Origin of the sequence: Thalassospira sp. B30-1 (assembly GCF_015767575.1) — a bacterium.
Classification (GTDB): Bacteria; Pseudomonadota; Alphaproteobacteria; order Rhodospirillales; family Thalassospiraceae; genus Thalassospira; species Thalassospira xiamenensis.
The window spans coordinates 1,954,320-1,978,135 of record NZ_CP065232.1 but is presented as its reverse complement, the minus strand read 5'-3'; the positions used below and the strand labels follow the sequence as shown (position 1 = coordinate 1,978,135).

The window sequence follows — 23,816 nt, the reverse complement described above, 5'->3', positions numbered from 1 at the left end:
CGTATCCGACACTACAAATCCCCGGTTTGTTCGTCCTGCCTTACATCGGGCAGGCGCTGTCGCTCATGTAATCGTGGACTTCAAGGTTGCCGGAAATGATTTCTTCCTTGGCTTTGGCCACAGCCGCTTTCATGTCGTCGGTGATAAGCTTTTCGTTGTTCTCGTCAAGCGCCCAGTCAACGCCGCCTTCTGCAAGACCAAGAACGGTGACGCCCGGCTTCCATGTATCGTTGGCTGCCGCGTCGAACGCTTCGTAAACAGCAACGTCAACACGTTTGAGCATTGAGGTCAGAACCGAACCCGGATGCAGGGCATTCTGGTTGGAGTCAACACCAATGCCAAGTTTGCCGGCATCCGCCGCCGCCTGCAGAACACCGACACCGGTGCCGCCTGCTGCGTGATAGACAACGTCAGCCCCTCGGTCGAACTGCGATTTCGCAAGCTCGCCACCTTTAACCGGGTCATTCCAAGCCGCACCGGTGGTACCGGTCATGTTCTGGAAAACTTCGGCATCGCCATTGGCGTGTTTAACGCCCTGTGCATAACCGCAGGCAAATTTGCGGATCAGCGGAATGTCCATGCCACCGATGAAGCCGACCTTGCCGGTTTCCGATGCCATGGCTGCCAGAACACCAACCAGGAACGAACCTTCATGTTCCTTGAAAACCACCGACTGAACGTTCGGCAGGTCAACAACCATATCAACGATCGTGAACTTGGTGTCGGGAAATTCGGTTGCAACTTTCTCAAGGGCGGACGCCTGCGAGAAGCCGATTGCAACAATCGGGTTCATGCCACGGCGTGCAAAGTTGCGCATTGCCTGTTCGCGCTGCGAATCGTTCTGGATCTCGAAATCGCGATACTCGACGCCTTTGTCGGCCTTGTATTTTTCGGCACCGTTATATGCGCCCTGGTTAAACGAACGGTCAAAACGGCCACCCATGTCGTAAACGACTGCCGGTTTGATTTCTGCTGCGCTCGCTACACCTGCATAGCATGCAACAGCCGCGACCATGGAGGTCAGAAGCTTTTTCATTCCGATGCCCTTCTATTGCTTGATTCTCTTTTATATCCCGCCAGCGCCCTTAACCGGCAGGACTCCCTCATCGAAAAAGTGTTTCATGCAGCAGCACCGCTTTTTTTGCCCCGGATACCGGTGCCTCTTGTGCGTATCTGCTACAGAACGCCTATGGTAACTACAAAATACGGTACTCTGTAAATAGCAGAGCACGGACCATTGACACAAAACCTGTCCATTCGGTCAGAATTCATTCTACCCCAGCTTGTCATTATACCGTCTATCTGCGGGGTTTCCCTTAGTTTTTACCGAATTAGCAAACGCTGACATTTCAGCCGCTGCCGATACTATTTCTCAAAGAATTTCACAATCGCACCGCGCGCCAATTCTGCAATACGGCCTGCTGGTCCGAAAACAGCGCCGTCCGATTCTGCATTGAAATGAAAATACAACGCCCCGCCCAGACAAATTCAGATCGACAATTTAACCGTCACGTCATCAACCGGACGTACCCCCAAAAGAATTTTAATGCTAGGATCACGTGCGTTCAGGGATTTGACTTTTCATGCCACACCGGGTCGAGGGATGCCGGTGCAACGGCTTGTTCGGAGATAAAAAATGAAACGGAAAATTGCCGGGCTTCTTTCGGCCTGCACGATGCTGACTTTTGGTGCCGGTTCGGCACTTGCGGATTATGATCTTCGTATCCTGCATACCAACGACGTTCATGATCGCGTTGAATCAGTTACCAAATACAACAACAGCTGCAGCGCAGAAGACGAAACCGAAGGTAAATGCTTTGGCGGTTACGCGCGCCTTGCAACCGCCATTCGCGACAATCGCGCCATGGGCGGCAATGTCCTTGTTCTGGACGGCGGTGATCAGTTCCAGGGGTCGCTTTATTATTCGACCTACAAGGGCAAACTGACCGCCGAACTGATGGCAATGGCGGGTTATGATGCCATGACGATTGGCAACCACGAATTCGACGATGGTCCCGATGTTCTTGCCGCCTTCATCAAAACCAGCAAAATTCCGGTTCTGTCGGCCAACGTCAAGCCGCTTGGCGGTTCCGGCCTTGAAGGCTTCATCAAGCCCGACACCATCGTCGAAGTCGGGGGCGAGAAAATCGGCCTGATCGGTATCACGACCGAAGAAACCCCGGATATTTCAAGCCCGGGTGATCATGTCAGCATCACCGATTCCGAAATGGCGTTGCGCTATTCCGTTGCCCGCCTGCGCCTGAAGGGCATCAACAAAATTATCGTTATGAGCCATTCCGGGTCCTACAAGGATTTTGAACTGGCAAAAACCGTCAGCGGCATCGATGTCATCGTTGGCGGACATGACAACCAGCTCTTCTCGAACACCAATGAAAAGGCCGACTATCCCTACCCGGTCGTTGAAACCGCACCGGATGGCAAACCAGTTCTGGTCGTTCAGGCCTACGCCTATAGCCGCTATCTCGGCGCGCTTGAGGTCACCTTTGACGATGACGGCGTTGCAAAGGCATGGTCGGGCGAACCGATCACCCTTGATGCCAGTATCAAACCGGCCGAAGACGTTCTGGCGAAAATAGCCGAAGTCAGCGGTGCGGTCGATGCCATTCGCACGGTTGAGGTCGGAAGCTTCACCACGGCCGCCGATGGATCGCGTGAAAGCTGCCGCGCGATGGAATGCGCCATGGGTTCCCTGATTGCCGATGCCATGCTGTGGAAAGCTGGCGAAGGGTATCAGATCGCCATCCAGAATGGTGGCGGTATCCGTGCCAGCATTGACGAAGGTACCGTGACAATGGGCGAAGTCCTGACGGTTCTGCCGTTCCAGAATGCTCTGGCAACCTTCAAACTGACCGGTGCCGATGTCGTGGCGTCCCTTGAACATGGCGTATCAATGGTGTCCGAGGGCAAAGGCCAGTTCCCGCAGGTTTCCGGTCTGAAATTCGATCTGGACCTTAACGCACCGGTCGGATCGCGCATATCCAACGTTATGGTCGATGAAGGCGGTACTTTCGTTCCGATTGATCCGGCCAAAACGTATGGCGTTGTTTCGAACGACTTCATGCGCAATGGCGGGGATGGTTATGCCCTGTTCCGCGATAACGCAACCGATGTCTATGATTTCGGTCCGAACCTTGAACAGGCAGTGGCGGAATATATCGGCATGAATTCGCCGATGATCCCGGCAACCCATGATCGTATCATGATGAAATAAACCCGAACTAACCAGGTTAGCCAAAGGGCGGCGCACGATGATCCCGTACGCCGCCCTTCTTGTTTTGCTTGCGTTGAATTGACCCCGCAGCTTATGACTTTGCGCCAGCCATCAAAGACCGTTTAACAATAAACAGAGCATCATCTTGATCAACCCTGCCAGCAACATCCTTTGCCTTGGCGCAGCCCATTTTGACCGAACCCTGCAATGCACGGAAACATTCGTGCCTGCGGCGTCAAACCCTGTCCGGACCCTGCACCGAAAACCCGGTGGCGTCAGTCGCAATATCGCGGTTCACCTGCGGTTGCTGGGATGTAATGTCGGTATGCTGGGTGCGGTCGGCGACGATGGCGACGGCGATCAGATCATCCGCTCCTTATCGGAAATCGGTATCGATACCCGGCAAATCCGCAAAATCCCCGGCGGCCATACCGCGGGTTACACCGCCATCCTTGACGAAACCGGCGAACTGGCCCTCGGCCTGATGGATGCCGAAATCTATGACCGCCTGACATACGATCTTCTGGCTGATCAACTGGCAAATATTCAAAACTGGCCCTGGTGGATGGTCGATGCCAATCTGCCGACCGAAACGCTGATCTGGCTAGCCGACCAGAAAGGCACATCACGCTTTTGTGCCGCGACCGTATCCCCGTCAAAATCGGCACGCTTCAAGCCACTTCTGGACAAACTTGATGTCCTGATCGCCAACCGGGCCGAAGCAAAAGTTTTATCCGGTATTGAAATCAACGACATTGATGATGCCAAAAACGCAATCACGGTTCTACGCGATCATGGCATTCCCCATATTGTCATAACGCTGGGTGCCAAGGGTGTCGTATCTGCCGATGGCCGTGAAACTGCCTTCTGGCGTCCTTTGCCCACCAAGGTCGTTGACGTCAATGGAGCCGGGGATGCGTTTTATTCGGGCTTCCTGTCGGCGTTCAGCAAACTGGAAACCGGCTTTGACGCCGCGATTGGTACCGGCCTTGCCATGGCAAGTCTGACGGCGAAAACCCACGGCACAACTGTCTGGAACCTTGATAGCAAAACGGTTCAGGAACGCGCGTTAAACGCCTACAAAGAAACGATCTAACTGCGAATTTTACCGACTGAATACTTCAACCAGTTGCCAAGTTCCAGCAATCTGCGTTCATAGCGCAGCGCATCATTATCAATCCCGTATTGCCACGCAAGATCGCGCCGATCCGGGTCCTGATGCAGCGTCATCCAGTTGGTCGCCATGGTTTCAAGCGCCCCCTGATCGGCGAACAATCCGGCATCAATCAGGCGCTGCCCGTACCGCCGGAAAATGGCGGCAAGTTCCGCCAGCGTATATTCGGGATGATATTGCACGCCCCAGAATTTCAGGCCGTCATTTTCCATCACAAACGCCTGAATATGGCTGTGTTCGTTCCCGGCAAGGATCACCGCCCCCTTGGGCGGAACCGATACTTCGTCCATATGCACGGTCAGTGCAGAAAAACAGACCGATTTCCCGCGATACATCGGATGCGCAACCCCTGCCCGGTTCAGGCGGATCATGCGGCCCACGCCAATCTCGCGCCCATTGGGCGATGCGCGCACTTCACCGCCAAACGCACGGGCAACAATCTGCATGCCCCAGCAACTGCCAAATACCGGCACACCGGATTCAACCGTTGCCCTTGCCAATGGCAACTGGTTTAAAACCGCGTCTTCATCGATATAGGCATTCAGCGCCGAACCGGTCCACGCAATGCCGTCAAAATCGGTAAGCTTCACACCGTCGGGAAGACAGTCCGGCCCATCATCCGCAGGCCGGACAATCGTGATATCAAGTTCAGGATCAAGGCGTCTCAGGGCCGCTTCATATCCCTCGCCCGATGGCGATCCCCCCAGTGAACGGTTCAATTCATTCACTTCGTGGCGATTGCCATCTACAATCAGGATTTTTCTGACGTTTTCCATGATAACACCCTGATCCCGTGATTGTTCCGGTTATCGTTTCTTGAACTTAGCCAAGCTCGCCGACACAGGCCCGACGGAAGATTTCGGCATAATCAGCCACCGAAAGTTCAATCGGGTTGCCTCCATCGGACGGATCACCCTTGGCTTTGGTCGCGACTTCGTCGGCTCGGTTTACGTCGACACCGATTTCCGCCAGCGTATTGACGATGCCAAGACGGGTACGGAACGCCAGAACCCATTCAAACAGGGTGTCAAAGCCCGGTGCGGCAAGGCCCAGCAAACGGCAAATCGTTTCACAATTGCCTTCAATCGCACGGCGGTTGGCCCGCATGACATACGGCAAAAGGATGGCATTGGTCAGGCCGTGGTGGGTATCGAAAATCGCCCCGATCGGATGGGCCAGTGCGTGAACACCGCCAAGCCCCTTCTGGAAGGCTGTCGCCCCCATCGACGCTGCCGAAAGCATATCGGCACGCGCCTCGATATCCTTGCCATTGTCATAGGCACGCGGCAGCGCATCGGCAATCAGGCGCATACCTTCAAGGGCCACACCATCCGCCATCGGATGATAACCCGGCGCACAATGGGCTTCGAAACAATGAACAAACGCATCGACACCAGTGGCCGCCGTCACATGCGGCGGCAGGCCAATGGTCAGTTCCGGATCGGAAATCACGATGGCTGGCAACATCTTCGGATGGAAGATGATTTTCTTTTCATGCGTGTCTTCTTTGGTAATCACGCTGGCACGGCCCACTTCGGAACCGGTCCCTGATGTGGTCGGAACCGCAACAATCGGGGCGATACCAGCCGGATCGGCGCGGGTCCACCAATCACCTATATCTTCGAAATCCCACATCGGGCGGATCTGCCCTGCCATCAGGGCCACGGCCTTGGCCGCATCAAGGCCCGAACCGCCACCAAAGGCAATCACACCGTCATGACCGCCGGCACGATAGACCGCCAGACCGTCTTCAACGTTTTTGCCTGTCGGGTTGCCTTTGACCCCGGCAAACAGCCCGGTCGGAAGTCCTGCGGCTTCGTTTGCGGCAATCGCATCACGTACCATCGGCAGATCCTTAAGACCCTCGTCGGTGATCAGCAACGGCTTTTTCATGCCGGTTGCCTTGCAGGCATCTGCCAGTTCTGAAATACGGCCCGGACCAAAACGCACGGAGGTCGGGAAGTTCCAGTTTCCAACAATCTTCTTGGTCATTTCTGTATCCTTTGCGCGCAAACGCGACGTTAAATCTTGGTCCGCAGGTGGAAGCTTTTCGGCCGGGTCAGGGATTCGTAACCCAGTTTCGAAAGCGTGCATCCACGTCCCGAATTTTTCACACCCGTCCAGGCCAGTGCCGGATCAAGGTAATCTGCACGGTTCATGAAAACCGTTCCGGTCTGAAGCCGGTCCCCAATCGAAAGGGCGGCATCCTCATCCGCTGTCCAGATCGATGCCGTCAGCCCGAATTCACTGTCATTTATCAGGGCAATGGCTTCCTCGTCGGATGTCACCTTCATAATGCCGACAACCGGGCCAAAGCTTTCCTCGCTCATGACGCGCATCGAATGATCGACATTGATCAAGACCTGCGGCGCAAGATACGGGGTGCCTTCCTTGTTGGCGGTAAATTTCGACGGATCGATCAATGCCTTTGCCCCGTCACGGATGGCATCGGCAATCTGGCCCCGTACGAAGGCCGCTGATGACGCACGCACCATCGGGCCAAGGTTGGTTTCCGTATCAATCGGGCTGCCAAGGCGGTATTGCGATACAAGATCGGCAGCCTTCTCTACAAAGGCATCAAAAACGCTTTCATGGGCGTAAATCCGTTCAATCCCGCAGCACGACTGTCCGCTGTTAAAGAACGCGCCATCAATGACGTTTTCCACCGCATGATCGATATTGACGTCCGAACGCAAATAGGCCGGGTCCTTGCCGCCAAGCTCCATACCGGTCGCGATGAACTTGCCTCCAACCGCTTTCTGAACAGCATGGCCGCCAGGCACCGAACCGGTGAAATTGACGAAATCAACACGGATATCGCCCATCAGTTTTTCCGCATCCGCATGGCTCAGATGCAGATACTGGAACAATCCCTTGGGCAGACCGGCGGCTTCAAACGCCTCGGCAAAGCGTTCTGCACAAAGCGGGGTCTGGTGCGAATGTTTCAACACCACCGCATTCCCCGCCATAAGGGCCGGAACAACGCCGTTCACCGCCGTCAGATACGGGAAGTTCCACGGTGCGATGATCGCAACGACGCCCAATGGCTCGCGACGGATGAAACGGTTAAAACCGGCCTTCTCGCCCGGATTGTAATCGCCAAGTGCCTCAGGCGCGATGTTGATCATGTAATCGGCGCGTTCCTTAAAACCGTTAACCTCGCCACCGGCTTGCGAAATCGGTCGGCCCATCTGCCAGCTGATCTCAGCGGCAATTTCATCCTTTTTCGCAACAAAGGCGGCAACCGCCTTGCGCAGGATTTCCTGACGGGTCGCAACCGGCACATTGCGCCATTCGGCCTGTGCGGCGCGGGCAACATCAAGTGCCTTGTTGATCTCGGCGGCACCGGCAAGCGGACGCTCGACATAAACGGATCCATCAACGGGCGAGATGGTGCGTAAACTCTCAGACATGATGCCTCACAATTGGAGAATGAGTTAGGGCGCTAAGATATGTGACCAGGCGCGAAGCGACGATGCGTCGCCGCATGCAACAGATCAAATGATTTCGAAGTAACGCTGCATTTCCCAGTCGGTAATCGCCTTGCGGAATTCGCGTTCTTCCCATTCCCGCGACTGGGCGTAATGGGTCACGAATTCTTCACCAAACAGCGATTTTGCCGCCTCGGATTTGCGCAAACGTCCGGCTGCCTCGTAAAGCGTTGCAGGCAAGCTCGTATCTTCGGGGAATTCCTGCGCATAGGCGTTGCCGACGACCATTTCGCCCGGCTCCACCTTGTTTTCAATGCCCCAAAGCCCCGAACCGATGGCCGCCGAAAGCGCGATATAGGGGTTAATATCCGCCGCCGCAATGCGATATTCAATACGCTGCGACTTGGCACTACCCGGAATGACACGAAGGGCCGTGGTACGGTTTTCAACACCCCACGTTGCCGTCGTCGGTGCCCAGAAACCCGGGATCAGTCGCGAATAACTGTTCACCGTGCAGGCCACCATCGACAGCAGTTCCGGCATCAATTTCTGTTGCCCGCCAAGGAACCACCGCATTTCATCGGACATATTGTGCGGCTTGTTGGCGTCATAAAATGCCGCCCGGCCATCCTTGCCCTTGATCGAAACATGCATATGCCCCGACTGCCCCGGCCAATCAGGTGACCATTTCGCCATAAATGTTGCCATCCATCCGGCACGCTGGGCCAGAACCTTGGTGAATGTTTTAAAAAGTGCGGCTTTGTCGGCGGCTTTCATCGCCTCATCATGGGTAAGGGCAGCTTCCAAAACCCCAGGGCCGGTTTCGGTATGAAGTCCCTCAATCGGGAAATCCATGCTTTCACCCAGTTCAAGCAGGTCATGATAGAATTCCGAATGCACGGAATTGCGCAGCATCGAATAACCGTAAAAGCCCGGTGTGATGTTCTTCAGATTGCGATAGTTCTTCTCGCGCACGGAATGCGGGTCTTCCTCGAACAGGAAAAACTCGAACTCGCAGGCGGCCGAAACGTCATATCCCATCTTATCGGCTTTATCGAGGACACGGCGCAATGTGCCACGCGGGCACACGGTTTCCGCCCGTCCCTCGAACTCGCCAAGGAACAGAACGGTATCGTCTTCCATCGGCAATTCGCGGCAGCTTTCGGGGATCACGCGCACCGGTGCATCCGGATATGCCGTGTGCCATCCTGTAAACTCGGATTTGTCATAGAGCTGGTCATTTGAATCCCAACCCAGAACCACATCACAAAAGGCAAAACCGGAATCGAGTGCCGACAGGAATTTTTCGCGATGCATGTATTTGCCGCGCATGATTCCGTCGACGTCGAAAATACCGATTTTGACGAATTTGATGTCTCGTTCCTTAATCAGTTTTCGTGCGTCATCGGCGGTTTTGACATCCTTCGCCTGCATCGGCGGCCTCCTGTGATTTGGGCTTTGTTTTTGTATCGGACTGACCGGTTCCTGCCCGTTTTTGGTCATCGCGTCTTGTGACGTCTTGTTGCGTAATATAAATTACACTATGCAACAAATAAACATAAATTTTGCTTATTTGTATTATTTGTTACAAACTGGAACATCAACTAAACCCTAGGGAATGCAAGGAACACAGACACAAATGATGCGCCTGCGCCCCCTGCCCGGTCAAATGTGACCATTCCCGATTGGCTTAGCTGTAACGATACGGCTTGCCCGCTTTTTCCATCACGGCAGCATACTGTTTGAAGATGTCCACAACTCTGGCGCAACGCGGGCTGGTCTGTGCAATCTCGTCCCAGAATTTATGTGCTTCGGCTTCAACCGTCGCCCATTCCGCATCGGGGATCGAAGTCAGCTTCAGCTTCGTACCCTGGGTCCGAAGCTTGGCTTCACCACCCCAGTACCAATGCTGGCGATAATAGTGCGAGCTATCCATGCACAGCTTGAACAGAACTTTCAGATGTTCCGGAAGTTCGTTCCAACGTTCTTCGTTGGCAAAGAAAGAACCACACCATGCACCGGAAATGTTGTTGGTCAGGAAGTAGTTGGTCACATCGGCCCAACCGACCGTGTAATCCTCGGTGATGCCCGACCATGCAATCCCGTCAAGCTCGCCAGTCTGGACGGCAACCTCGATGTCTTCCCACGGCAGGGTAACCGGAACAACGCCAAAGCGCGACAGGAACTTGCCTGCCGTCGGGAAGGTAAAGACGCGCTTGCCTTTAAGGTCTTCCAGACTGTTGATCGGATCAACGGTTGCAAAATGGCACGGATCCCATGAACCGGCCGAAAGCCATTTAACACCTTCGACTTCACCATACGCCTCGTCCCAGATTTCATTCAGACCGTATTCTTCAAACAGGACCGGAACGTCAAGGCTGTAACGGGTCGCAAACGGGAAATAGCCGCCAAAGACCGAAATATCGACCGGAGCCGCAATCGAGTCATCATCGGACTGAACCGCATCAATGGTACCGCGCTGCATGGCACGGAACAGCTCGCCGGTCGGAACCAACTGATCGGCGTAATAAAGTTCGATTTCCATTTCACCGTTGGCGACCTTGTTAAAGGCATCAATCGCTGGCTTGATAACATGCTCGCCCAGTGCCGGACCGGCATAGGTCTGCAAACGCCAGGTGATCTTGGCATTCTGCGCCTTGACATAAGGTGCGGCAAAGGCGGTCGTACCCGCTGCTGCGGTTGCAACACCGGCTTTTTTCATAAAGTCGCGTCTCGTCGTCATTGTATCATCTCCCTGATCGATGAAGTTCGTTAACGCATTCATTAACTGCCCTGCCCGCCTAACGGGTCTGGCAGCGCCTCCTGTTGTTGGAAATTCAAACCTCCCCTGAATTGATTTTGTTTTGAACGGCGGGGCCTGTTGCGACCCCGCCGGTATCGGGTTCGTTTTGCTTACCGCGCGTAATGCCATTCTGGCAGCCACAGCGCGATTTGCGGGAACACCATCACGATGCCAAGCGCCATCGCCATGATGATCACAAACGGTGTGATGGATTTATAGATGTCCTTTAACGTCACCTCTGGCGGTGCCATGGCACGCATCAGGAACAGGTTGTAGCCGAACGGCGGCGTCATATAGGCGATCTGGCAGGTGATGGTATAAAGCACGCCATACCAGACCAGATCGAAACCAAGGGCGCCGACCAGCGGCACATAAAGCGGTGCGACAATCACCAGCATCGCCGTGTCATCAAGGAACATGCCCATCAGGATGAAGGAAATCTGCATCATGATCAGGATCTGCCACGGGCCAAGTCCAAGCTGATCGACAAAGAAACTTTCAATCGCCTTGACCGCACCCAGCCCGTCAAACACCGCACCAAATGCCAGTGCTGCCAGAATAATCCACATAAACATGCAGCTGATCGAAAGCGTCTTGCGAAGGGTTTCTTCCATGACCCCACGGGTCAGGCGACGCTTGGCAAAGGCGGCAATGGTCGCGGCAAGTGCCCCCACCGCCGAACTTTCCACAAGCGACGTAATCCCCATCAGGAACAGACCGGTCATCGAGAAAAAGATGAACAGCGGAACAATCCCCGCCTTCAGCAATCCGATCTTGTCACCCCAGGTGATTTCCGCGCGTTCTTCCTTGCTCAGTGCCGGGCCCATATCGGGCTGCAGCCAGCAGCGAATGGCGATATAAACGATGAACATCCCGGCCATCAGCAGCCCGGGGAACACCCCCGCCAGCCAAAGCTGTCCGACAGGCTGACGCGCGATCATGCCATACAGCACCAGAACCACACTTGGCGGCACAAGAATACCAAGCGAACTACCCGCCTGAATAACCCCGGTCACCATGATCTTGTCATAGCCGCGTCGCAAAAGTTCCGGCAGCGCGATACTCGCCCCGATCGCCATGCCCGCAACGCTCAGCCCGTTCATGGCCGAGACCGCCACCATCAAAACAATCGTCCCGATGGCAAGGCCACCGCGGACCGGCCCCATCCAGACATGAAACATCCGGTAAAGGTCGTCTGCCAGACCGGATTCGGAAAGCATGTAACCCATATAAACAAACAGCGGCAGCGTGAGAAGCGGATACCACTTCATCAGCTTCATCGCGGCACTGAACGCCATTTCAGAACCGCCATCCCCCCACATGCCAAGCGCGAAGACAACGGCAACAAAACCAATGGCACCAAAAACCCGTTTCCCAGTCAGAAGCATCAGCATCATCGTGGAAAACATCAGAAGAGCGATCATCTCATAACTCATGAAAGGCTCTCCCCGCAGGCGGCTGCCACATCTTTGAAGAAGGTCGCAATCGCCTGCAGCAACATCATGAACACGCCAAAGGTCATGATCGCCTTGATCGGCGACATCGGCGGCGACCACGCGGAATAACTGGTTTCACCATACTCGAACGCATAGGCGGTCGATGAAACGCCGCCATACAGCAGAAACGCCAGATAAAAGATCAGAAACAGGATGGTGATCGCATCAAGCCCGGCCTGTTTGCGCGGCGACAATGCGCCATACAGCAAATCCATCCGAACGTGCGAGTCCAGCTGCATGGAATATCCCCCACCCAGTAGGAAATATGAGACCATCAGGAACTGCGCGGTTTCCAGCGTCCAAAGGGCCGGAAATTCCATAAGCTTGGTCGCAGCCGAATATAAAAGCACCGCAAGCATCGCAAAGATCAGATACATCGCAAACCGGCCGATGATCCGGTTAACGCAATCGACCCATCTGACGTAGGTCTTGATAAATTCAGGCATCTAACGCCACCCCAACATCTCCCTGTTCTATGGGTCGCAACAGCGGCTGGCCTGTCATCTGCAAATACGATCCTCTCCGTTCGCATCCGGTGGACACGAACGGTGATCCGAAATGCCTTACCGCCCGGAAAAACCCGACAGGTCGAACATCGACACCAAATCTGGATGGAAGTATCCGCAGCCCTGACAACCCATATTGCATCCCCTTGTCTGCACTACCTTTTGCAAGGCCGTACCGTGTGATGAACCGCCTCTCGGGCGACCGACTTTTGCCAAGCCGTTGAATTGTTGCACCGCTTTTTGCGGCACGGGTTTCATCCCCTCTGTAACGAACGTTACATGATTTCAATTTTGATGACAAGAATATCAAATATTGTAAAATTCATTACAATCATTGTATTTGTATGTCAGACAAGGTAAACCGCGCCCGAACAATGCATAAGCGCACTTTGCGGGTGTTTGGCCATTCCATGCGGATGGCATAACCGGGGAAATCTCGCCTTTGAATGTGAAGCAGCAGGCTACAAAGCCAACGGTCGCCGAACAGATCACGCAAAAAGCCGATACACTGACCGCATCGGAACGCAAGCTCGCCCAGGCTCTGCTTGGTAACTATCCGATGGCCGGCCTTGAAACGGTGGCGACCTTCGCCGAACGGTGTGGCGTTTCTGCCCCAACGGTGCTGCGTTTTGCCAGCAAGATCGGCTTTGACAGCTATCCCGACATGCAGGCGCGCCTGCGCGGCGAACTCGAAGCCCGCCTGCAATCGCCTTTAACGCGAAGCAGCCTGCCCCGCTCGCGCAATCATTCCGGTCATCCGATGGGGGAATTGCTTCATGAAATGACTGAGGCCACCATCAGCAACATCCGCACAAGCCTTGCCAATATCAATCCGGCCGAACTGCAAAGTGCCATCGAACTGATCGGCAACTGCAAGGGATCGGTCTATATCCTTGGCGGGCGGTTCACCTCCGCCCTTGCGGTCTATGCCTATGAACATCTGCGCACCATGCGAAGCCACGTTAGGCGCGTTTCGGGCCAAAGTGCCAAATGGGCCGAAGACCTTCTCGATATCGGCAAACGCGATGTGCTTCTGGTCTTCGACGTCCGGCGTTATCAGGCCGATGTCATTGCCTTTTCCGAAGCCGCTGCCAAACAGGACGCCAAAATCATCCTGTTTACCGATCAGTGGCTCAGTCCAATTGCGCAATTCGCCCGGCATGTCTTTCCGGTGCGCATCGAAACCGGCACGACATGGGATAGCTCGGCGGCCAGCATGGTGATGCTTGAAACCCTGCTTGAAGGGGTCGGGCAGCATAACCCGGAACAGGTGCGTGCGCGCATCAAACATCTCGAAATGCTGCGCCGCCCGCCGCAATCGTAATACGTAGCGTATATTCGCCGCAGTAATGATTGAAACCACCGCCGCACCGCGATAGCTTGGGGTATAATTTTTATCCCCAAATACCGGAGCCGCACCGATGCATCCCTTTTTCATTTTCGTGAAATGCGATCTGGGCAAAGCCTATGACGTTGCCACAGCACTGGTCGAGGAAATCGAAGGGGTCTCGGAAGTCTATTCGATCTCCGGCCCGTTCGAACTGCTGGTCAAGGTCTATATCGAGGATGGGCAGGATATCGGGCGCTATGTAAACGAAAAAATCCATCTGCTGCCCCATATCAAGGACACCCAGACAATCATTACCTTCAACGCTTTCACCTGATTTTCTGCAAAGATAAAAGATATACTAACAAAAAACGCGGTGAGATTTTCGCCGCGTTTTTTGTCGGTACCGCATCTGATGCTAGTTGCGCACCACATCGCGGATCACATCAAGGATGATATCGGTCCCCTTTTCAATCAGGACCACATCATTGCCGACAATCTGGCGAATGGCATCCGAACGATATGGCAGACGCGACTGCAAATCCGCAGGAAGATCGCGCTTGGCAATCCCCGGGGGTAAGGTGCCGCCGCGCTCAAGCTTCATGGCAATGCCTGGTGGCAATCCGTCTTGGCCGTTGCCGTTGTCCTTGCTCTTGCCACCTTTGCCTCGATTTTCGTCATCGCCAATATTGCGGTCAACCGCATCAAGCACGTCATAAATGATGCGCCGTTCTTCTTGGCTAAAACCACCTGATTGCGCGATTTCGTAAACTGGCGCGGCAGCCGGCTTGCTCGCAGCCGCCGTTGCCGTCAGAACCATCACTGCCAGCAAGGTCGAACCCGCAAGTAACAATGGTTTGGCGATGGACTTGAACTGATCGAAATACATCATCGCAACCTCGTCGGATTATTAAAGCTGATCCATCATAGATGATGTTCGAGAACGCCATTAGCGAGCCCGCCTGTTACGATAACGTTTGAAATGATTGTTTTATTCCCGGCTCAAAAGAAAAAAGCACCCTTTTGGGGTGCTTTGATCAATGGCGGACAAGGAGGGATTGGGACCGATCTTACACTTATCATCAAGTGTTTGTTTTTGCTTGTTTATTAAACTTATTGATTTTGCGTTGTGTACCAAAATGTGTACCAAAATGTGTACCAGTTTCGGTGCGATGACGACGGCCTAGAAATCGGGGATGATAATAGAACAAAACAGGAACAATCAGGATAAATAAAAATGCCCGATTGGGATGGTTACATCACGCTGCGCGATGCGGCCCGGCATGATGATCACATGTTCGTCTATTGCGCGAACCATCTATGCGATCATGGCGGGGTTTTACGCCTTGGCCCACTGATCGAACGGCATGGCCCTGATATCGGACTGGGCGATATCCTGCGCAGGATGCGCTGTCAGGTATGCGGACATCTGGGCGCATACCCGCGCGCAACGACACACAGTGCTGATCACATCGCCAAGCCACTTTATTGCCCGCTACAAGGGCGCGGGCACCGGCGGTGCCTGCCCCTGACCGAATGCGTCAAAAGCTGCCGCCTCGGCCCCACACGGGCCGGGCGGCAACAGCATTAGGAACGGCATGCCCGCAATTCCGACCGCACCCGGCCATAATCGATCATGGCACGTTCCAACGCCGAACCATCCGGCAGGGCTTCCAGTTCATCGGCAAGACGCCCCTGAAATTCCACACTATATTCGATCACCGGCGGACAGACGGCAGAATCAGAATTTGCCGTTGCGCAGCCGGTCAACAACACCGGCACGATCAGAAGGGGCAGCAGCAGCCGCTTTGCGTTGTGCATTGACGTTCTCCAGGTTGCGCGCCATGGTTTCGACCCGTTCGGCCTGCCGCCCCGCATGCCTGGCGGAAAACAGCACCAGCAGGACGGCAAGAACCGCCCCGCCAATGATCGCGATGCGCATCCACGCACCCGACAGGAACGCACCGACAGCCGCTATCATACCAGCCCCTTTGCACGGTCATTCAGCCGGGCATAAATAGCCCAGCCCGCGCCAATCGCGCCCAAAACGACACACCCCCATTTGATCACGTCAGACAGGTATGCGTATTGCTCAAGCGTGGATGAAACATCCGCCGCCACCGGGCCGACAACCGCCATGACACCGGCAACAGACGCGCCCTTGATCGTGCGCGATTGCGACAGCGGGCGTTGCTGATCCAACGCATCCTTGGCACTGATCGGCGCAGGCGTATCGATATCATTAAAGAACAGGTGTCCTGCGGTTTCAAAGCAAGGCACCTTGCCCTTGGCCCAGAATGTCTTTGAACGCACCGCGCGGGTCAGGTAATGCGTTGCCGTGCTGGTCTGATCTTCAAGCCGTCCCTCGACCGCAAGCTTGGCAATTGCACAGCATTTGTCAAACCACGCACCGGATGCACTCATGATCCGCGACAGGTTCGGGTCGTTCTGATTCCAGCAGGAAAACTGCCACGCCTGTTTGCACACCGCAGCCGGGGTTGATGGCCAGTTGCGATACCCAACCCGGTTCATCACAACACAGGCAATCGCCTGTGCATCCGCAACGTCATTTGCCTTGGCCTCGCCATAAATCGTGCGGGCCAGCGTATCAATCTGCAAATCCATATTAACCCCCACTTGCCAACGCAATCATCAGCAGGATCACAAAGACAATGACGCCAGTCACAGCCCCACCGGCAACCCCGGCAATCGTCAACCAGACACCACCGATCAGGAAGAACGCACCAACCCCGCCAATCACGGCACCGGCAACGGCAAACACCCAGATCACCGGATCACGCATAAGATCACGCAGCAGTTTCATTTTTCCGTGCCTTTCGGCGCATAGCGCATCAGGAATTTATCCAGAAGGACCTCGCCACCCCGCGGCCCGAGCCACGAACAGACGCCGATGCAGGCAATCTGCTGGCTGCCGACAAGGTCAAGATAGCTGGCAACACCCACCCCGACCGCACAGCACAGAACCGCCATCGGCAGTTCCCACAAAAGATCCCATGACCAGAACCGGCGTTGGCCGACCCGTACCAGCCGCTGATGCCACAGAAGCCGCACCATCAGCGAAAAGGCCAGCAACGGCGCATTCAGCTTAAGCACATTGGCCCAATCGAAATCCGGCGGAATGTTTTCCTGCACCTTGTCACCCCCTGATGCATGAAGTCGAAACGGCAGGTTTGTTAAGCCGGGTCGCCGGGATCACCGCGCGATGCCGGAACCGGCGCGATGTGCTGCCACGCTTCACCGCTTGCCAGAAGGCACGTCACCTGATCGGGCCGGGTAAACAGGATTGTCCATGTCTGACCATCCGGTGCGCTCAGCACCTCGATCACCCCGCCGTTTGGCGTGACACCGACAGCAACAGGTTCCTCGGCATACTTTGCCGCAAGACTATCGATCACCTTGGCGCGATCGCCACAGACGGGGCTTGCGGATATGGCGGGCGATAGCGATAAAAAAAAAGACCGCAGCAAGTGCGATCCATAATGTGCGGTTCATGGTGAATCCTGCTTACGAGGTTGACGGCCAATAGCTGTCGGCGGTGTAATCGTATGGCAGTATGACCTCAAGCCCGTCAGATGCCGTCCGTATAGATTCTGCTTGCTCTTTCAGTTCTTGTGGCACCGGATCCCCGCCAAGAATCTCACGATCAATCATCCAACGCGGGACAATTTCATCAATCCGCCGACGCGCCTCGTCTTTGATATCCTGAATTGCTGTCGGGGGGTTGAAATACGCAACGATCAAAGGATCGTCATCGGTATAAGGTTCTTCTGCTTTTCCCGGCTGCGGGGAGTAATAAACTCCCCGAACCTCGCCGTTTTCAATGTGAGGATAGCAGGTCATTGGTCCACAACCTCAATCTTGCAGTACCAGCCGAAAACCGCCGTATTCGCTGTACCGTTTTGCAATCGTATGTTGAGCGTTTCACCTTCGTCAACTTCCCATTCTCCGCCCAAAACTTCATTGCTTCCGCTGTCTGCTGCGCATGAATGCAGGCACTGATTGTTCGATGTGATCGTACTGCCGATCCACGGGAAAATTACCGAAATCCCAGCAAAGTCATATCCCTCGATGCCGTAAGATTTGACCACAGCTTTTTTGCCTGCGGGAACCGTGAAAGGCAAACTTCCAGCGTTCAAAACACCGGCATTAGAACATGCAGGGTTATCAACAGAATTGTTGCCGGGAACGTTCTCTTGTCCGTAAAAAATAGTATGCATATCTAATCTCCTATATTTGATAGCCGACAATAGCCATTGCGTGCGTTGCCGTGCCAACGTTGACGCTAGCCCAATAGATCGTCTGGGACGGGCACTTTAAATCAATGAATGTCATGCGGATTGCGTAGCCGTCATACACAACCCCAGATGATTGAGCCGCAAGAGCCTGCGCACCAAGACCAGCCGTATCAGACGCAACTCGAACGCCTGCTGTAATGTTGATTGAAGCATGGCCGAACCAGCCGTCACAGGATTTGGCAATCGGCGGGACATGCGAAGAAAGACTGACGGATGTAAAAGATGAGACACCCGCGACACCAGCAAAAACAGAGTGAGGCTGAACGCTGATCTGTCGGTCGTTTTGCAAAAACGGAAAGAAGCCCCCGCTGCTATCATTCCTAATAACGCCGATCAGAGCGGAATAGGTGTAACCGCTCGGTAAGGTCGGTGCTGTTGCGCTGGTTGAAATAAGACCGTTGGTGCTTGTGCCGTTGTAAATGGCGTGAATGTAGTACCATGTGTCAGATGCTTCTGATCCAGCATCCAGGCCATTAACGCCAGACGCCGTGATATCAACCGTGAACGAAACGTTACTTGCGAGATAAGCGGAACCTAACGAGTTTTTCAAAACCAACTCGTCGGCGGTATAGGTTGCTGTTGATGCGGTCGCGTAGGCCCCGACAAGGTTTTTAGAAGCCGCAGATACTGTTGATGAAAATATACCTGTCAGTTGCGACCCATCCCCATCCGCCCGAAGCAATCCTGCACTACCACCTGCTGCAATATCCGACGCCTGCAAAAATGCAGATGTCAGATCGCCCCGATCAATCCATGCGGTGTTTGCCGCATTGCGCTGCTTAAGCCGACTGTTGCCGGTATCCCCCCACCACATAAGCGGCCATGTCGGGCTGGGCGCGGTTGCCCCCATCTGGCATGTAGCAAGCGCCTCGATCGCACCATTCACATCCGACCGGACAACAGCACCCGAACCATCGGCAATATTCATGTCATGCTGTGCCATCAGTCGTCACTCCCCGCCTTGCGCTTGTTGCGGAAATCGCGCCAGTCGGTGGCGACTGGAGCCATAGAGATGCCTGCATTTTCCAGCGCATCGATGATCGCGATCATCGCATCTTCGGCGCAGGGCATTTTATCGCGGATCGGTTTGAACTGACCGGTCTTTGCGATGTAGCGAAACAGGCTTTTCTGTTCCAGAAGGTCACAGCCTGCCGGAAGGTCAACACCTGGTTCGTCAAGGGCAACTTCCCTGATTCCGCGCAGGATGTTTTGATCATCCAGAACGGCAACCCATTTGGTCGCCGCACCGGAAGTGCGCCGTTTTTTAGCCATGTGATTATCCTTGATTATGCAAGGCTTTCCGCGCGCACGCGCAGATCGCTGATCAGAACGTTATAGGATCCGTCCGACACCGTGATTTCGGTGCGGTACTGCGCTGCCAGGCAATATACCTCTGCCCGGTCAAGCCGCTGCCACGCCGACCATTGCGGTTCCGGCACGATGTCCGGATCATCATCTGTGGTGCGATACCAGGTGATGGCATCACCTTCACCGCCACTTTCGCCGTCAAAGCTGGCCCAGCTATCAACCGTGCCCTCGCGCTGATCAAACAGGTCAATGACATTGACAGTCTGCAGACTGACCGATGCGCTTAACACCCGTCGGCTTTTGGTGCCGAAATGATGGCCCGCCGCATGGGTATAAAGCCCGCTTGCGACGATACCGCCATAGGCATCAAGCGAGGCGATTTCATCAAAGGCCGGAATATCGTCAAACATCCCCGACCCGGTCAGTTTCAGGTCTCCGCCATCGACCGCAAGGTTTTCAAGCGTGCCGGACCATGCCGGACTTTCGACCAGATCAATGACATCGCCATATTCCTGCACTGTTGCACCATCGGTCGAAACCCATACCGCATCGGAAATCGAACCGGACGCATCAACAAATTGCAGAAGATAGCAACCTGGTTTCAGCGGCAGGACCGCCACCGTATCCCCGCCCGGAACCGGCGCGCCAATCGTGGAACTTTCCGACACCAGCGGGTCGCTGCTTGCCGGGGACCAACGGAACCGCACCTGCCCGCCCATCCGAACATCAAGTTCCGTGGATCGATCCCAACGCAGAACCGCAAGCCCGCCAAGCGCCGAAATCGTCAGCCCGGTTGCCGCCAAAGGCTTGCCCGGCAGTCCATAGATTTCGCGACGTATCGTGACATATTCCGAACTTGCGCCAACCCGGTTGACCGCCTTGACCCGGAAGTCATAGACACCGGCCGGCATATCGAATATTTCAAGTTCCGGTGCCGGGACAGGTGCATATTCCGTCCAGTCCAAAGCGCCGATTTCGCGGCTTTCAAACCGGTAGGACACGACAAACCCGTCATCGGCCTCTCCCGCCGACAGCACCGCCTTGATCTTGACACCGCCCCCTTCGCGGGTTTCATACTGGACCTCCGTCACATCCAGCCCGTCAGGCGGCGCTACATCACCCGGCCCCGGCAGGGTATTGGCCGACGATGCCGCGACGATGGTTTCATCATCGGCGGTCCAGTCATAGACCGCCGCCGCCGTCTCGCGCAGCGTGATATCCACACCCAGCCGGATCACATCACCATCATCGCGCGGTGCCAGACGCCAGGTCACCACCTCGAACGGTTTGTTATCCCAGCCATAGGCAGACCGGGTAAAGCCGACGACATCGCCGACCTGCACCGCAAATGCCTTTAGGTTGCATTTAAGTTCAACCTCGGCCTGCAGACGGTTCTTGAACAGCGCCTGCTTCTGCAACCGCTGCCCGCAGGCCGGTGACGTGGTGAACAGGAATTCACGGTCAACCGCGATTTCGCGGCCCTGATCCTCGGCAATGAAGGTTGCCGATTTCAGAACCGGTAGGTCGGTCGGCTGCCACAGACTTTCGGGGGATGAATACACCCCGCGCACCACGTTAAACAGATCGCGTTTTGACTGCCGGGTCCGCACACGGATCGGGCCGTCAAGCCAGCTTTCATCGATTTCGATTTCCGGCGTGCGGTAATAGCCCGGCAGGATCGACCATTTTCCGCCCGCACGGGTCGCAATACCGCCGCCCGGATTAAGCAATTCGCGCAGATTGTCACCGACCGGATTGCCGGTATCAATCACCCCGGAAACGACATAACGTTTTTCCGTGCCGCCCGCCGCCAGCGTGACATCTTCATCACACACATTGGCCGACGCGATAAGGGTATCTTCCTCTATCGCCTCATAGCCCGAACCGACACCGTCGGAAATCTTGACATAGTCGGCGGTTACCAGCGCCCAGTTATCGGTGTAACCGGTCGTATCGCTGCGCGGGTCATAGATATCTTTCTTGCCCTTGACCAGGCATTTGATCTGCGGGATGCCGCCCGCATAAATGTCCTGGTCATAGGTCAGTTCACAATACAGCTTGGCGCATCCGCGCTGCCGATGATCAACCGTCCATTCGCTGTTGCGTGCCCGCATCGCGGCCAGCAGGTCGGCATCGCCTGCATCCGTGCCGTCACCCTTCCAGAACCATGCAAACCCGGCATATTTGCCGATGGCATTGCCTGTGCCCGATCCGGAAAACACCTTGGTATCGCCAAACCAGATATCGCCGATTTCCTCGACCGGATGACCGGTCAGGGTGATCAGCCATTGCAGCTTGCGCTTGCCGTCGGTGACATTCATGTATGTCACCGGGCCGGATGCCTGCACCTCGCCATAAATGATCGGGCGGGTCGCCAAAGGCTGGCGCACCATCTGGGTCCGGATTGAAAGGGCAGAGGCCGCCGTGATACCCGCAGCCTTCGATTTCGCAGATGCGCCGAACGCAGACGCAGCCGCAACCGAAACAACCGCACCCACCACAGCACCGGCAAGACTTGCGATCCAGCCCGCCGCAAAGGCCGCAACCGCCGCCTTGGTCCCGGCCGCCGCCGCTGCTGCTGCAATGACCGGGATCACCTGTGGCATTCGTCAGACCCTCCAGGCACGCAGGCCCGATTTGATGGATAGATAAACCAGACCGGCGGCACCCTGTGTCGCCCAGCGCGCCCCGATGCAGATCGCAAGCGCCTCGCCCTCATCGGTATTGACAAGGCCAACATCACCGCGCCGCGCCATCAGAACCGGGATTTCCGGCCAGCCAAGCCCGGCGGTGATCTTTTCCGCTGTCGCTGCAAGCCCACCCCCGGCAAAGCGTTTCAGCGCGCCATAGGCCCCGGTTTTCGTCTTGTATTTGCCGCGAAAGGCGCGGGCCGGATCGATCCCGGTGATTGCCTGCAACCCGTCACACACGGTCAGGCAGCAATCGGCAGAACCCCACGAAAAAGACCGCCTTGCGGCGGCCTGTTGCCAGTCTGACAGTTTGCTTTCCCAAAGTGGCAATCGCGTCACTTGATCTGCCCCCATGTGATTTCGGTATCCTGCAGGCGGTTGACGAACTCGAACCCGCGATCATCCGGGTAAATCGCCTTCTGATCTTCATCGGTAAACCGCCGGACTTTCGACCGTTCCAAATCGACCAGATCGCTTTCGACCGTCACCGATATCGTGATCGTGGTGGCGTCATCATCGATCACCGGCACGTCGGTCAGGCCGGAAAACGCTTTGTAAGGCGTGCCGATCAGAACACCGGTATCGGACATCGCGCCGACATGAAGATCACCCGAAAGGCCCTGCCGCATTTCGGTCAGCGTCAGTGACAGGTATTCAATCGGAATCCCGGACAACTGGAAGGTCAGGCCGTTGGCCTGGATTTCCTCGGTTTCCTCGATTTCCGATATACCGACGAATTCACCGCCGCCCAGCCATTCAAACCCGCCCCACGAAATCGGCCCGATCCCGGTCCACATCCGCACATCATCAGACGCCGCACCGATGCGACCGAACAGAACCGGCATCAGCCGGTCGCCCGACAATTGCGCCAGCAAATCCGGATCAATGTCGGTTCTCATGTGATGTACTCCATCGCCCCGAAGGTGATGCCGTCGTAATAATCACCGGGATTACCCCGCCACTGCCCGGTCTCACCGGGTTTGAGGCGAAACACCCCCTTGGGATCGCGATAAACCACCGTCGCCCCATCGACATAGGCCGCACGGGTGGCGGGCCAGATATCGATATCGGCCGCACCGGTCATTTCATCGGTGATTTCAACATCGTTCAGAACCATGTGCAGGCGCGATGCGCTGCCACTGCCAAGCTGGATATAATCCCCCTTCCGCAGGGCAAAGCCGTCCGGGTCGTCGGTTGTCCAGTTGATCGTCGATATGGTGCGGATCCGCGCGGCATGCGCCCCCGCAAGCTGCACGGTCACCACGTCGGTGTTATTCTGCGGGAACCGCGCCAAAGGATCATTGGCCAGAAACGGGTTAAGCGGCCCGCGACATTGCAAAATAAACACCTGCATCGCCGTGACATCCGCCCGCCGTTCCGGTGCGAACGTCATGGCGATATCCCAACGCTCCCCCTGATTGGCCTGCGCCTGCCCCTGAAAGGTAAAATTGGAAATCGCCAGCCCGACGGAATTGACCGGGGTGACGGTTATTTCCATCGGTACAGTTGGCAAGGCAATCGGATCGGTCATGT

General features: G+C 55.5%; 27 protein-coding genes. 5 read left to right on the top strand and 22 right to left on the bottom strand.

The features are described 5' to 3' along the window. Nucleotides 1–40: 40 nt before the first annotated feature. A complete protein-coding gene (locus IT971_RS09580; protein ID WP_037987537.1) occupies nucleotides 41–1,036 on the bottom strand; it encodes a BMP family protein in 996 nt (331 codons plus the stop codon). Nucleotides 1,037–1,636: 600 nt separating this feature from the next. On the opposite strand from IT971_RS09580, the gene IT971_RS09575 reads away from it, so the two are divergent. Beyond that, complete coding sequence (locus tag IT971_RS09575; protein WP_063093996.1) at nucleotides 1,637–3,232, top strand: bifunctional UDP-sugar hydrolase/5'-nucleotidase; 1,596 nt, start codon at nucleotides 1,637–1,639, stop codon at nucleotides 3,230–3,232. A 145-nt stretch (nucleotides 3,233–3,377) separates the two neighbouring features. Continuing rightward, entirely contained in the window at nucleotides 3,378–4,328 is a 951-nt protein-coding gene (locus IT971_RS09570; RefSeq protein WP_063093994.1) for a carbohydrate kinase family protein, read from the top strand. Here IT971_RS09570 and IT971_RS09565 read toward each other — a convergent pair. The 7 genes from IT971_RS09565 to IT971_RS09535 all read right to left on the bottom strand — a co-directional run bounded on the left by IT971_RS09565 (nucleotide 4,325) and on the right by IT971_RS09535 (nucleotide 12,582). Continuing rightward, nucleotides 4,325–5,182: a type 1 glutamine amidotransferase gene (locus tag IT971_RS09565; RefSeq protein WP_063093992.1), complete on the bottom strand. Its 858-nt coding sequence runs from the start codon at nucleotides 5,180–5,182 to the stop codon at nucleotides 4,325–4,327. The genes IT971_RS09570 and IT971_RS09565 overlap by 4 nt on opposite strands. A gap of 46 nt (nucleotides 5,183–5,228) precedes the next feature. Further along, on the bottom strand, nucleotides 5,229–6,398 hold the full coding sequence (locus tag IT971_RS09560; protein ID WP_063093990.1) for an iron-containing alcohol dehydrogenase: 1,170 nt from the start codon (nucleotides 6,396–6,398) through the stop codon (nucleotides 5,229–5,231). A 29-nt stretch (nucleotides 6,399–6,427) separates the two neighbouring features. Then, complete coding sequence (locus IT971_RS09555; RefSeq protein WP_063093988.1) at nucleotides 6,428–7,819, bottom strand: aldehyde dehydrogenase family protein; 1,392 nt, start codon at nucleotides 7,817–7,819, stop codon at nucleotides 6,428–6,430. An 84-nt stretch (nucleotides 7,820–7,903) separates the two neighbouring features. Next, nucleotides 7,904–9,271 carry a glutamine synthetase family protein gene (locus IT971_RS09550; protein WP_063093986.1) on the bottom strand — a complete coding sequence of 456 codons (1,368 nt, stop codon included), beginning with the start codon at nucleotides 9,269–9,271 and terminating at the stop codon, nucleotides 7,904–7,906. Nucleotides 9,272–9,527: 256 nt separating this feature from the next. Beyond that, entirely contained in the window at nucleotides 9,528–10,580 is a 1,053-nt protein-coding gene (locus IT971_RS09545; protein ID WP_007089880.1) for a TRAP transporter substrate-binding protein, read from the bottom strand. 170 nt (nucleotides 10,581–10,750) lie between these two features. After that, entirely contained in the window at nucleotides 10,751–12,076 is a 1,326-nt protein-coding gene (locus IT971_RS09540; protein WP_063093036.1) for a TRAP transporter large permease subunit, read from the bottom strand. Continuing rightward, nucleotides 12,073–12,582, bottom strand: coding sequence for a TRAP transporter small permease subunit (locus IT971_RS09535; protein ID WP_007089882.1), 510 nt, complete (start codon nucleotides 12,580–12,582; stop codon nucleotides 12,073–12,075). Before IT971_RS09535 ends, IT971_RS09540 begins: the two co-directional genes overlap by 4 nt. Nucleotides 12,583–13,090: 508 nt before the next feature. Here IT971_RS09535 and IT971_RS09530 point away from each other — a divergent pair. Together IT971_RS09530 and IT971_RS09525 are read left to right on the top strand one after the other, a co-directional pair. Continuing rightward, nucleotides 13,091–13,966, top strand: coding sequence for a MurR/RpiR family transcriptional regulator (locus IT971_RS09530; protein WP_065702202.1), 876 nt, complete (start codon nucleotides 13,091–13,093; stop codon nucleotides 13,964–13,966). Nucleotides 13,967–14,063: 97 nt separating this feature from the next. Further along, on the top strand, nucleotides 14,064–14,306 hold the full coding sequence (locus IT971_RS09525) for an Lrp/AsnC ligand binding domain-containing protein (RefSeq protein ID WP_007089884.1): 243 nt from the start codon (nucleotides 14,064–14,066) through the stop codon (nucleotides 14,304–14,306). Between the two features lie 81 nt (nucleotides 14,307–14,387). On the opposite strand, the gene IT971_RS09520 is transcribed toward IT971_RS09525, so the two are convergent. Then, nucleotides 14,388–14,861 carry a hypothetical protein gene (locus IT971_RS09520; protein WP_223305088.1) on the bottom strand — a complete coding sequence of 158 codons (474 nt, stop codon included), beginning with the start codon at nucleotides 14,859–14,861 and terminating at the stop codon, nucleotides 14,388–14,390. A 345-nt stretch (nucleotides 14,862–15,206) separates the two neighbouring features. Between IT971_RS09520 and IT971_RS09515 the strand changes: the two genes are divergently transcribed. Beyond that, nucleotides 15,207–15,560, top strand: a complete 354-nt coding sequence (locus IT971_RS09515) for a hypothetical protein (RefSeq protein WP_063093033.1) — start codon at nucleotides 15,207–15,209, stop codon at nucleotides 15,558–15,560. A gap of 150 nt (nucleotides 15,561–15,710) precedes the next feature. Here IT971_RS09515 and IT971_RS09510 read toward each other — a convergent pair whose 3' ends face one another. From IT971_RS09510 to IT971_RS09450, 13 genes are read right to left on the bottom strand one after another with little or no spacing between them, the layout of a single operon-like run. Next, complete coding sequence (locus IT971_RS09510) at nucleotides 15,711–15,950, bottom strand: hypothetical protein (protein WP_063093032.1); 240 nt, start codon at nucleotides 15,948–15,950, stop codon at nucleotides 15,711–15,713. Beyond that, nucleotides 15,947–16,594: a cell wall hydrolase gene (locus IT971_RS09505; protein ID WP_063093031.1), complete on the bottom strand. Its 648-nt coding sequence runs from the start codon at nucleotides 16,592–16,594 to the stop codon at nucleotides 15,947–15,949. The genes IT971_RS09510 and IT971_RS09505 overlap by 4 nt, the downstream gene beginning before the upstream one ends. A gap of 1 nt (nucleotide 16,595) precedes the next feature. Beyond that, the gene (locus tag IT971_RS09500) at nucleotides 16,596–16,793 is read right to left on the bottom strand and encodes a hypothetical protein (protein ID WP_063093030.1); all 198 of its coding nucleotides are present in this window, start codon (nucleotides 16,791–16,793) and stop codon (nucleotides 16,596–16,598) included. After that, entirely contained in the window at nucleotides 16,790–17,122 is a 333-nt protein-coding gene (locus IT971_RS09495) for a phage holin family protein (RefSeq protein WP_063093029.1), read from the bottom strand. Before IT971_RS09495 ends, IT971_RS09500 begins: the two co-directional genes overlap by 4 nt. Before the next feature lie 41 nt (nucleotides 17,123–17,163). Continuing rightward, nucleotides 17,164–17,457, bottom strand: a complete 294-nt coding sequence (locus IT971_RS09490) for a hypothetical protein (RefSeq protein WP_071240111.1) — start codon at nucleotides 17,455–17,457, stop codon at nucleotides 17,164–17,166. Nucleotides 17,458–17,494: 37 nt separating this feature from the next. Further along, the gene (locus IT971_RS09485) at nucleotides 17,495–17,830 is read right to left on the bottom strand and encodes a hypothetical protein (protein ID WP_071240112.1); all 336 of its coding nucleotides are present in this window, start codon (nucleotides 17,828–17,830) and stop codon (nucleotides 17,495–17,497) included. Further along, nucleotides 17,827–18,207, bottom strand: a complete 381-nt coding sequence (locus IT971_RS09480) for a hypothetical protein (protein ID WP_071240113.1) — start codon at nucleotides 18,205–18,207, stop codon at nucleotides 17,827–17,829. The genes IT971_RS09485 and IT971_RS09480 overlap by 4 nt, the downstream gene beginning before the upstream one ends. A gap of 10 nt (nucleotides 18,208–18,217) precedes the next feature. Continuing rightward, entirely contained in the window at nucleotides 18,218–19,228 is a 1,011-nt protein-coding gene (locus IT971_RS09475; protein WP_071240114.1) for a hypothetical protein, read from the bottom strand. Next, complete coding sequence (locus tag IT971_RS09470; protein WP_071240115.1) at nucleotides 19,228–19,557, bottom strand: hypothetical protein; 330 nt, start codon at nucleotides 19,555–19,557, stop codon at nucleotides 19,228–19,230. Before IT971_RS09470 ends, IT971_RS09475 begins: the two co-directional genes overlap by 1 nt. A 14-nt stretch (nucleotides 19,558–19,571) precedes the next feature. Then, the gene (locus tag IT971_RS09465; protein ID WP_196871222.1) at nucleotides 19,572–22,199 is read right to left on the bottom strand and encodes a phage tail protein; all 2,628 of its coding nucleotides are present in this window, start codon (nucleotides 22,197–22,199) and stop codon (nucleotides 19,572–19,574) included. A 3-nt stretch (nucleotides 22,200–22,202) separates the two neighbouring features. Beyond that, on the bottom strand, nucleotides 22,203–22,637 hold the full coding sequence (locus IT971_RS09460) for a hypothetical protein (RefSeq protein WP_196871221.1): 435 nt from the start codon (nucleotides 22,635–22,637) through the stop codon (nucleotides 22,203–22,205). Further along, nucleotides 22,619–23,182, bottom strand: coding sequence for a hypothetical protein (locus IT971_RS09455; protein ID WP_196871220.1), 564 nt, complete (start codon nucleotides 23,180–23,182; stop codon nucleotides 22,619–22,621). The genes IT971_RS09460 and IT971_RS09455 overlap by 19 nt, the downstream gene beginning before the upstream one ends. Continuing rightward, nucleotides 23,179–23,814 carry a hypothetical protein gene (locus tag IT971_RS09450; RefSeq protein WP_196871219.1) on the bottom strand — a complete coding sequence of 212 codons (636 nt, stop codon included), beginning with the start codon at nucleotides 23,812–23,814 and terminating at the stop codon, nucleotides 23,179–23,181. Before IT971_RS09450 ends, IT971_RS09455 begins: the two co-directional genes overlap by 4 nt. Nucleotides 23,815–23,816 lie beyond the last annotated feature (2 nt).

What these genes read in the sequence shown, in the direction of transcription:
- IT971_RS09480 (WP_071240113.1), bottom strand. Translation starts at nt 18,207, where the DNA reads ATGCATACTATTTTTTACGGACAAGAGAACGTTCCCGGCAACAATTCT.
- IT971_RS09525 (WP_007089884.1), top strand. Translation starts at nt 14,064, where the DNA reads ATGCATCCCTTTTTCATTTTCGTGAAATGCGATCTGGGCAAAGCCTAT.
- IT971_RS09460 (WP_196871221.1), bottom strand. Translation starts at nt 22,637, where the DNA reads ATGGGGGCAGATCAAGTGACGCGATTGCCACTTTGGGAAAGCAAACTG.
- IT971_RS09500 (WP_063093030.1), bottom strand. Translation starts at nt 16,793, where the DNA reads ATGAAACTGCTGCGTGATCTTATGCGTGATCCGGTGATCTGGGTGTTT.
- IT971_RS09485 (WP_071240112.1), bottom strand. Translation starts at nt 17,830, where the DNA reads ATGACCTGCTATCCTCACATTGAAAACGGCGAGGTTCGGGGAGTTTAT.
- IT971_RS09470 (WP_071240115.1), bottom strand. Translation starts at nt 19,557, where the DNA reads ATGGCTAAAAAACGGCGCACTTCCGGTGCGGCGACCAAATGGGTTGCC.
- IT971_RS09455 (WP_196871220.1), bottom strand. Translation starts at nt 23,182, where the DNA reads ATGAGAACCGACATTGATCCGGATTTGCTGGCGCAATTGTCGGGCGAC.
- IT971_RS09560 (WP_063093990.1), bottom strand. Translation starts at nt 6,398, where the DNA reads ATGACCAAGAAGATTGTTGGAAACTGGAACTTCCCGACCTCCGTGCGT.
- IT971_RS09550 (WP_063093986.1), bottom strand. Translation starts at nt 9,271, where the DNA reads ATGCAGGCGAAGGATGTCAAAACCGCCGATGACGCACGAAAACTGATT.
- IT971_RS09535 (WP_007089882.1), bottom strand. Translation starts at nt 12,582, where the DNA reads ATGCCTGAATTTATCAAGACCTACGTCAGATGGGTCGATTGCGTTAAC.
- IT971_RS09450 (WP_196871219.1), bottom strand. Translation starts at nt 23,814, where the DNA reads ATGACCGATCCGATTGCCTTGCCAACTGTACCGATGGAAATAACCGTC.
- IT971_RS09510 (WP_063093032.1), bottom strand. Translation starts at nt 15,950, where the DNA reads ATGATAGCGGCTGTCGGTGCGTTCCTGTCGGGTGCGTGGATGCGCATC.
- IT971_RS09565 (WP_063093992.1), bottom strand. Translation starts at nt 5,182, where the DNA reads ATGGAAAACGTCAGAAAAATCCTGATTGTAGATGGCAATCGCCACGAA.
- IT971_RS09475 (WP_071240114.1), bottom strand. Translation starts at nt 19,228, where the DNA reads ATGGCACAGCATGACATGAATATTGCCGATGGTTCGGGTGCTGTTGTC.
- IT971_RS09575 (WP_063093996.1), top strand. Translation starts at nt 1,637, where the DNA reads ATGAAACGGAAAATTGCCGGGCTTCTTTCGGCCTGCACGATGCTGACT.
- IT971_RS09540 (WP_063093036.1), bottom strand. Translation starts at nt 12,076, where the DNA reads ATGAGTTATGAGATGATCGCTCTTCTGATGTTTTCCACGATGATGCTG.
- IT971_RS09515 (WP_063093033.1), top strand. Translation starts at nt 15,207, where the DNA reads ATGCCCGATTGGGATGGTTACATCACGCTGCGCGATGCGGCCCGGCAT.
- IT971_RS09465 (WP_196871222.1), bottom strand. Translation starts at nt 22,199, where the DNA reads ATGCCACAGGTGATCCCGGTCATTGCAGCAGCAGCGGCGGCGGCCGGG.
- IT971_RS09580 (WP_037987537.1), bottom strand. Translation starts at nt 1,036, where the DNA reads ATGAAAAAGCTTCTGACCTCCATGGTCGCGGCTGTTGCATGCTATGCA.
- IT971_RS09545 (WP_007089880.1), bottom strand. Translation starts at nt 10,580, where the DNA reads ATGACGACGAGACGCGACTTTATGAAAAAAGCCGGTGTTGCAACCGCA.
- IT971_RS09505 (WP_063093031.1), bottom strand. Translation starts at nt 16,594, where the DNA reads ATGGATTTGCAGATTGATACGCTGGCCCGCACGATTTATGGCGAGGCC.
- IT971_RS09520 (WP_223305088.1), bottom strand. Translation starts at nt 14,861, where the DNA reads ATGATGTATTTCGATCAGTTCAAGTCCATCGCCAAACCATTGTTACTT.
- IT971_RS09555 (WP_063093988.1), bottom strand. Translation starts at nt 7,819, where the DNA reads ATGTCTGAGAGTTTACGCACCATCTCGCCCGTTGATGGATCCGTTTAT.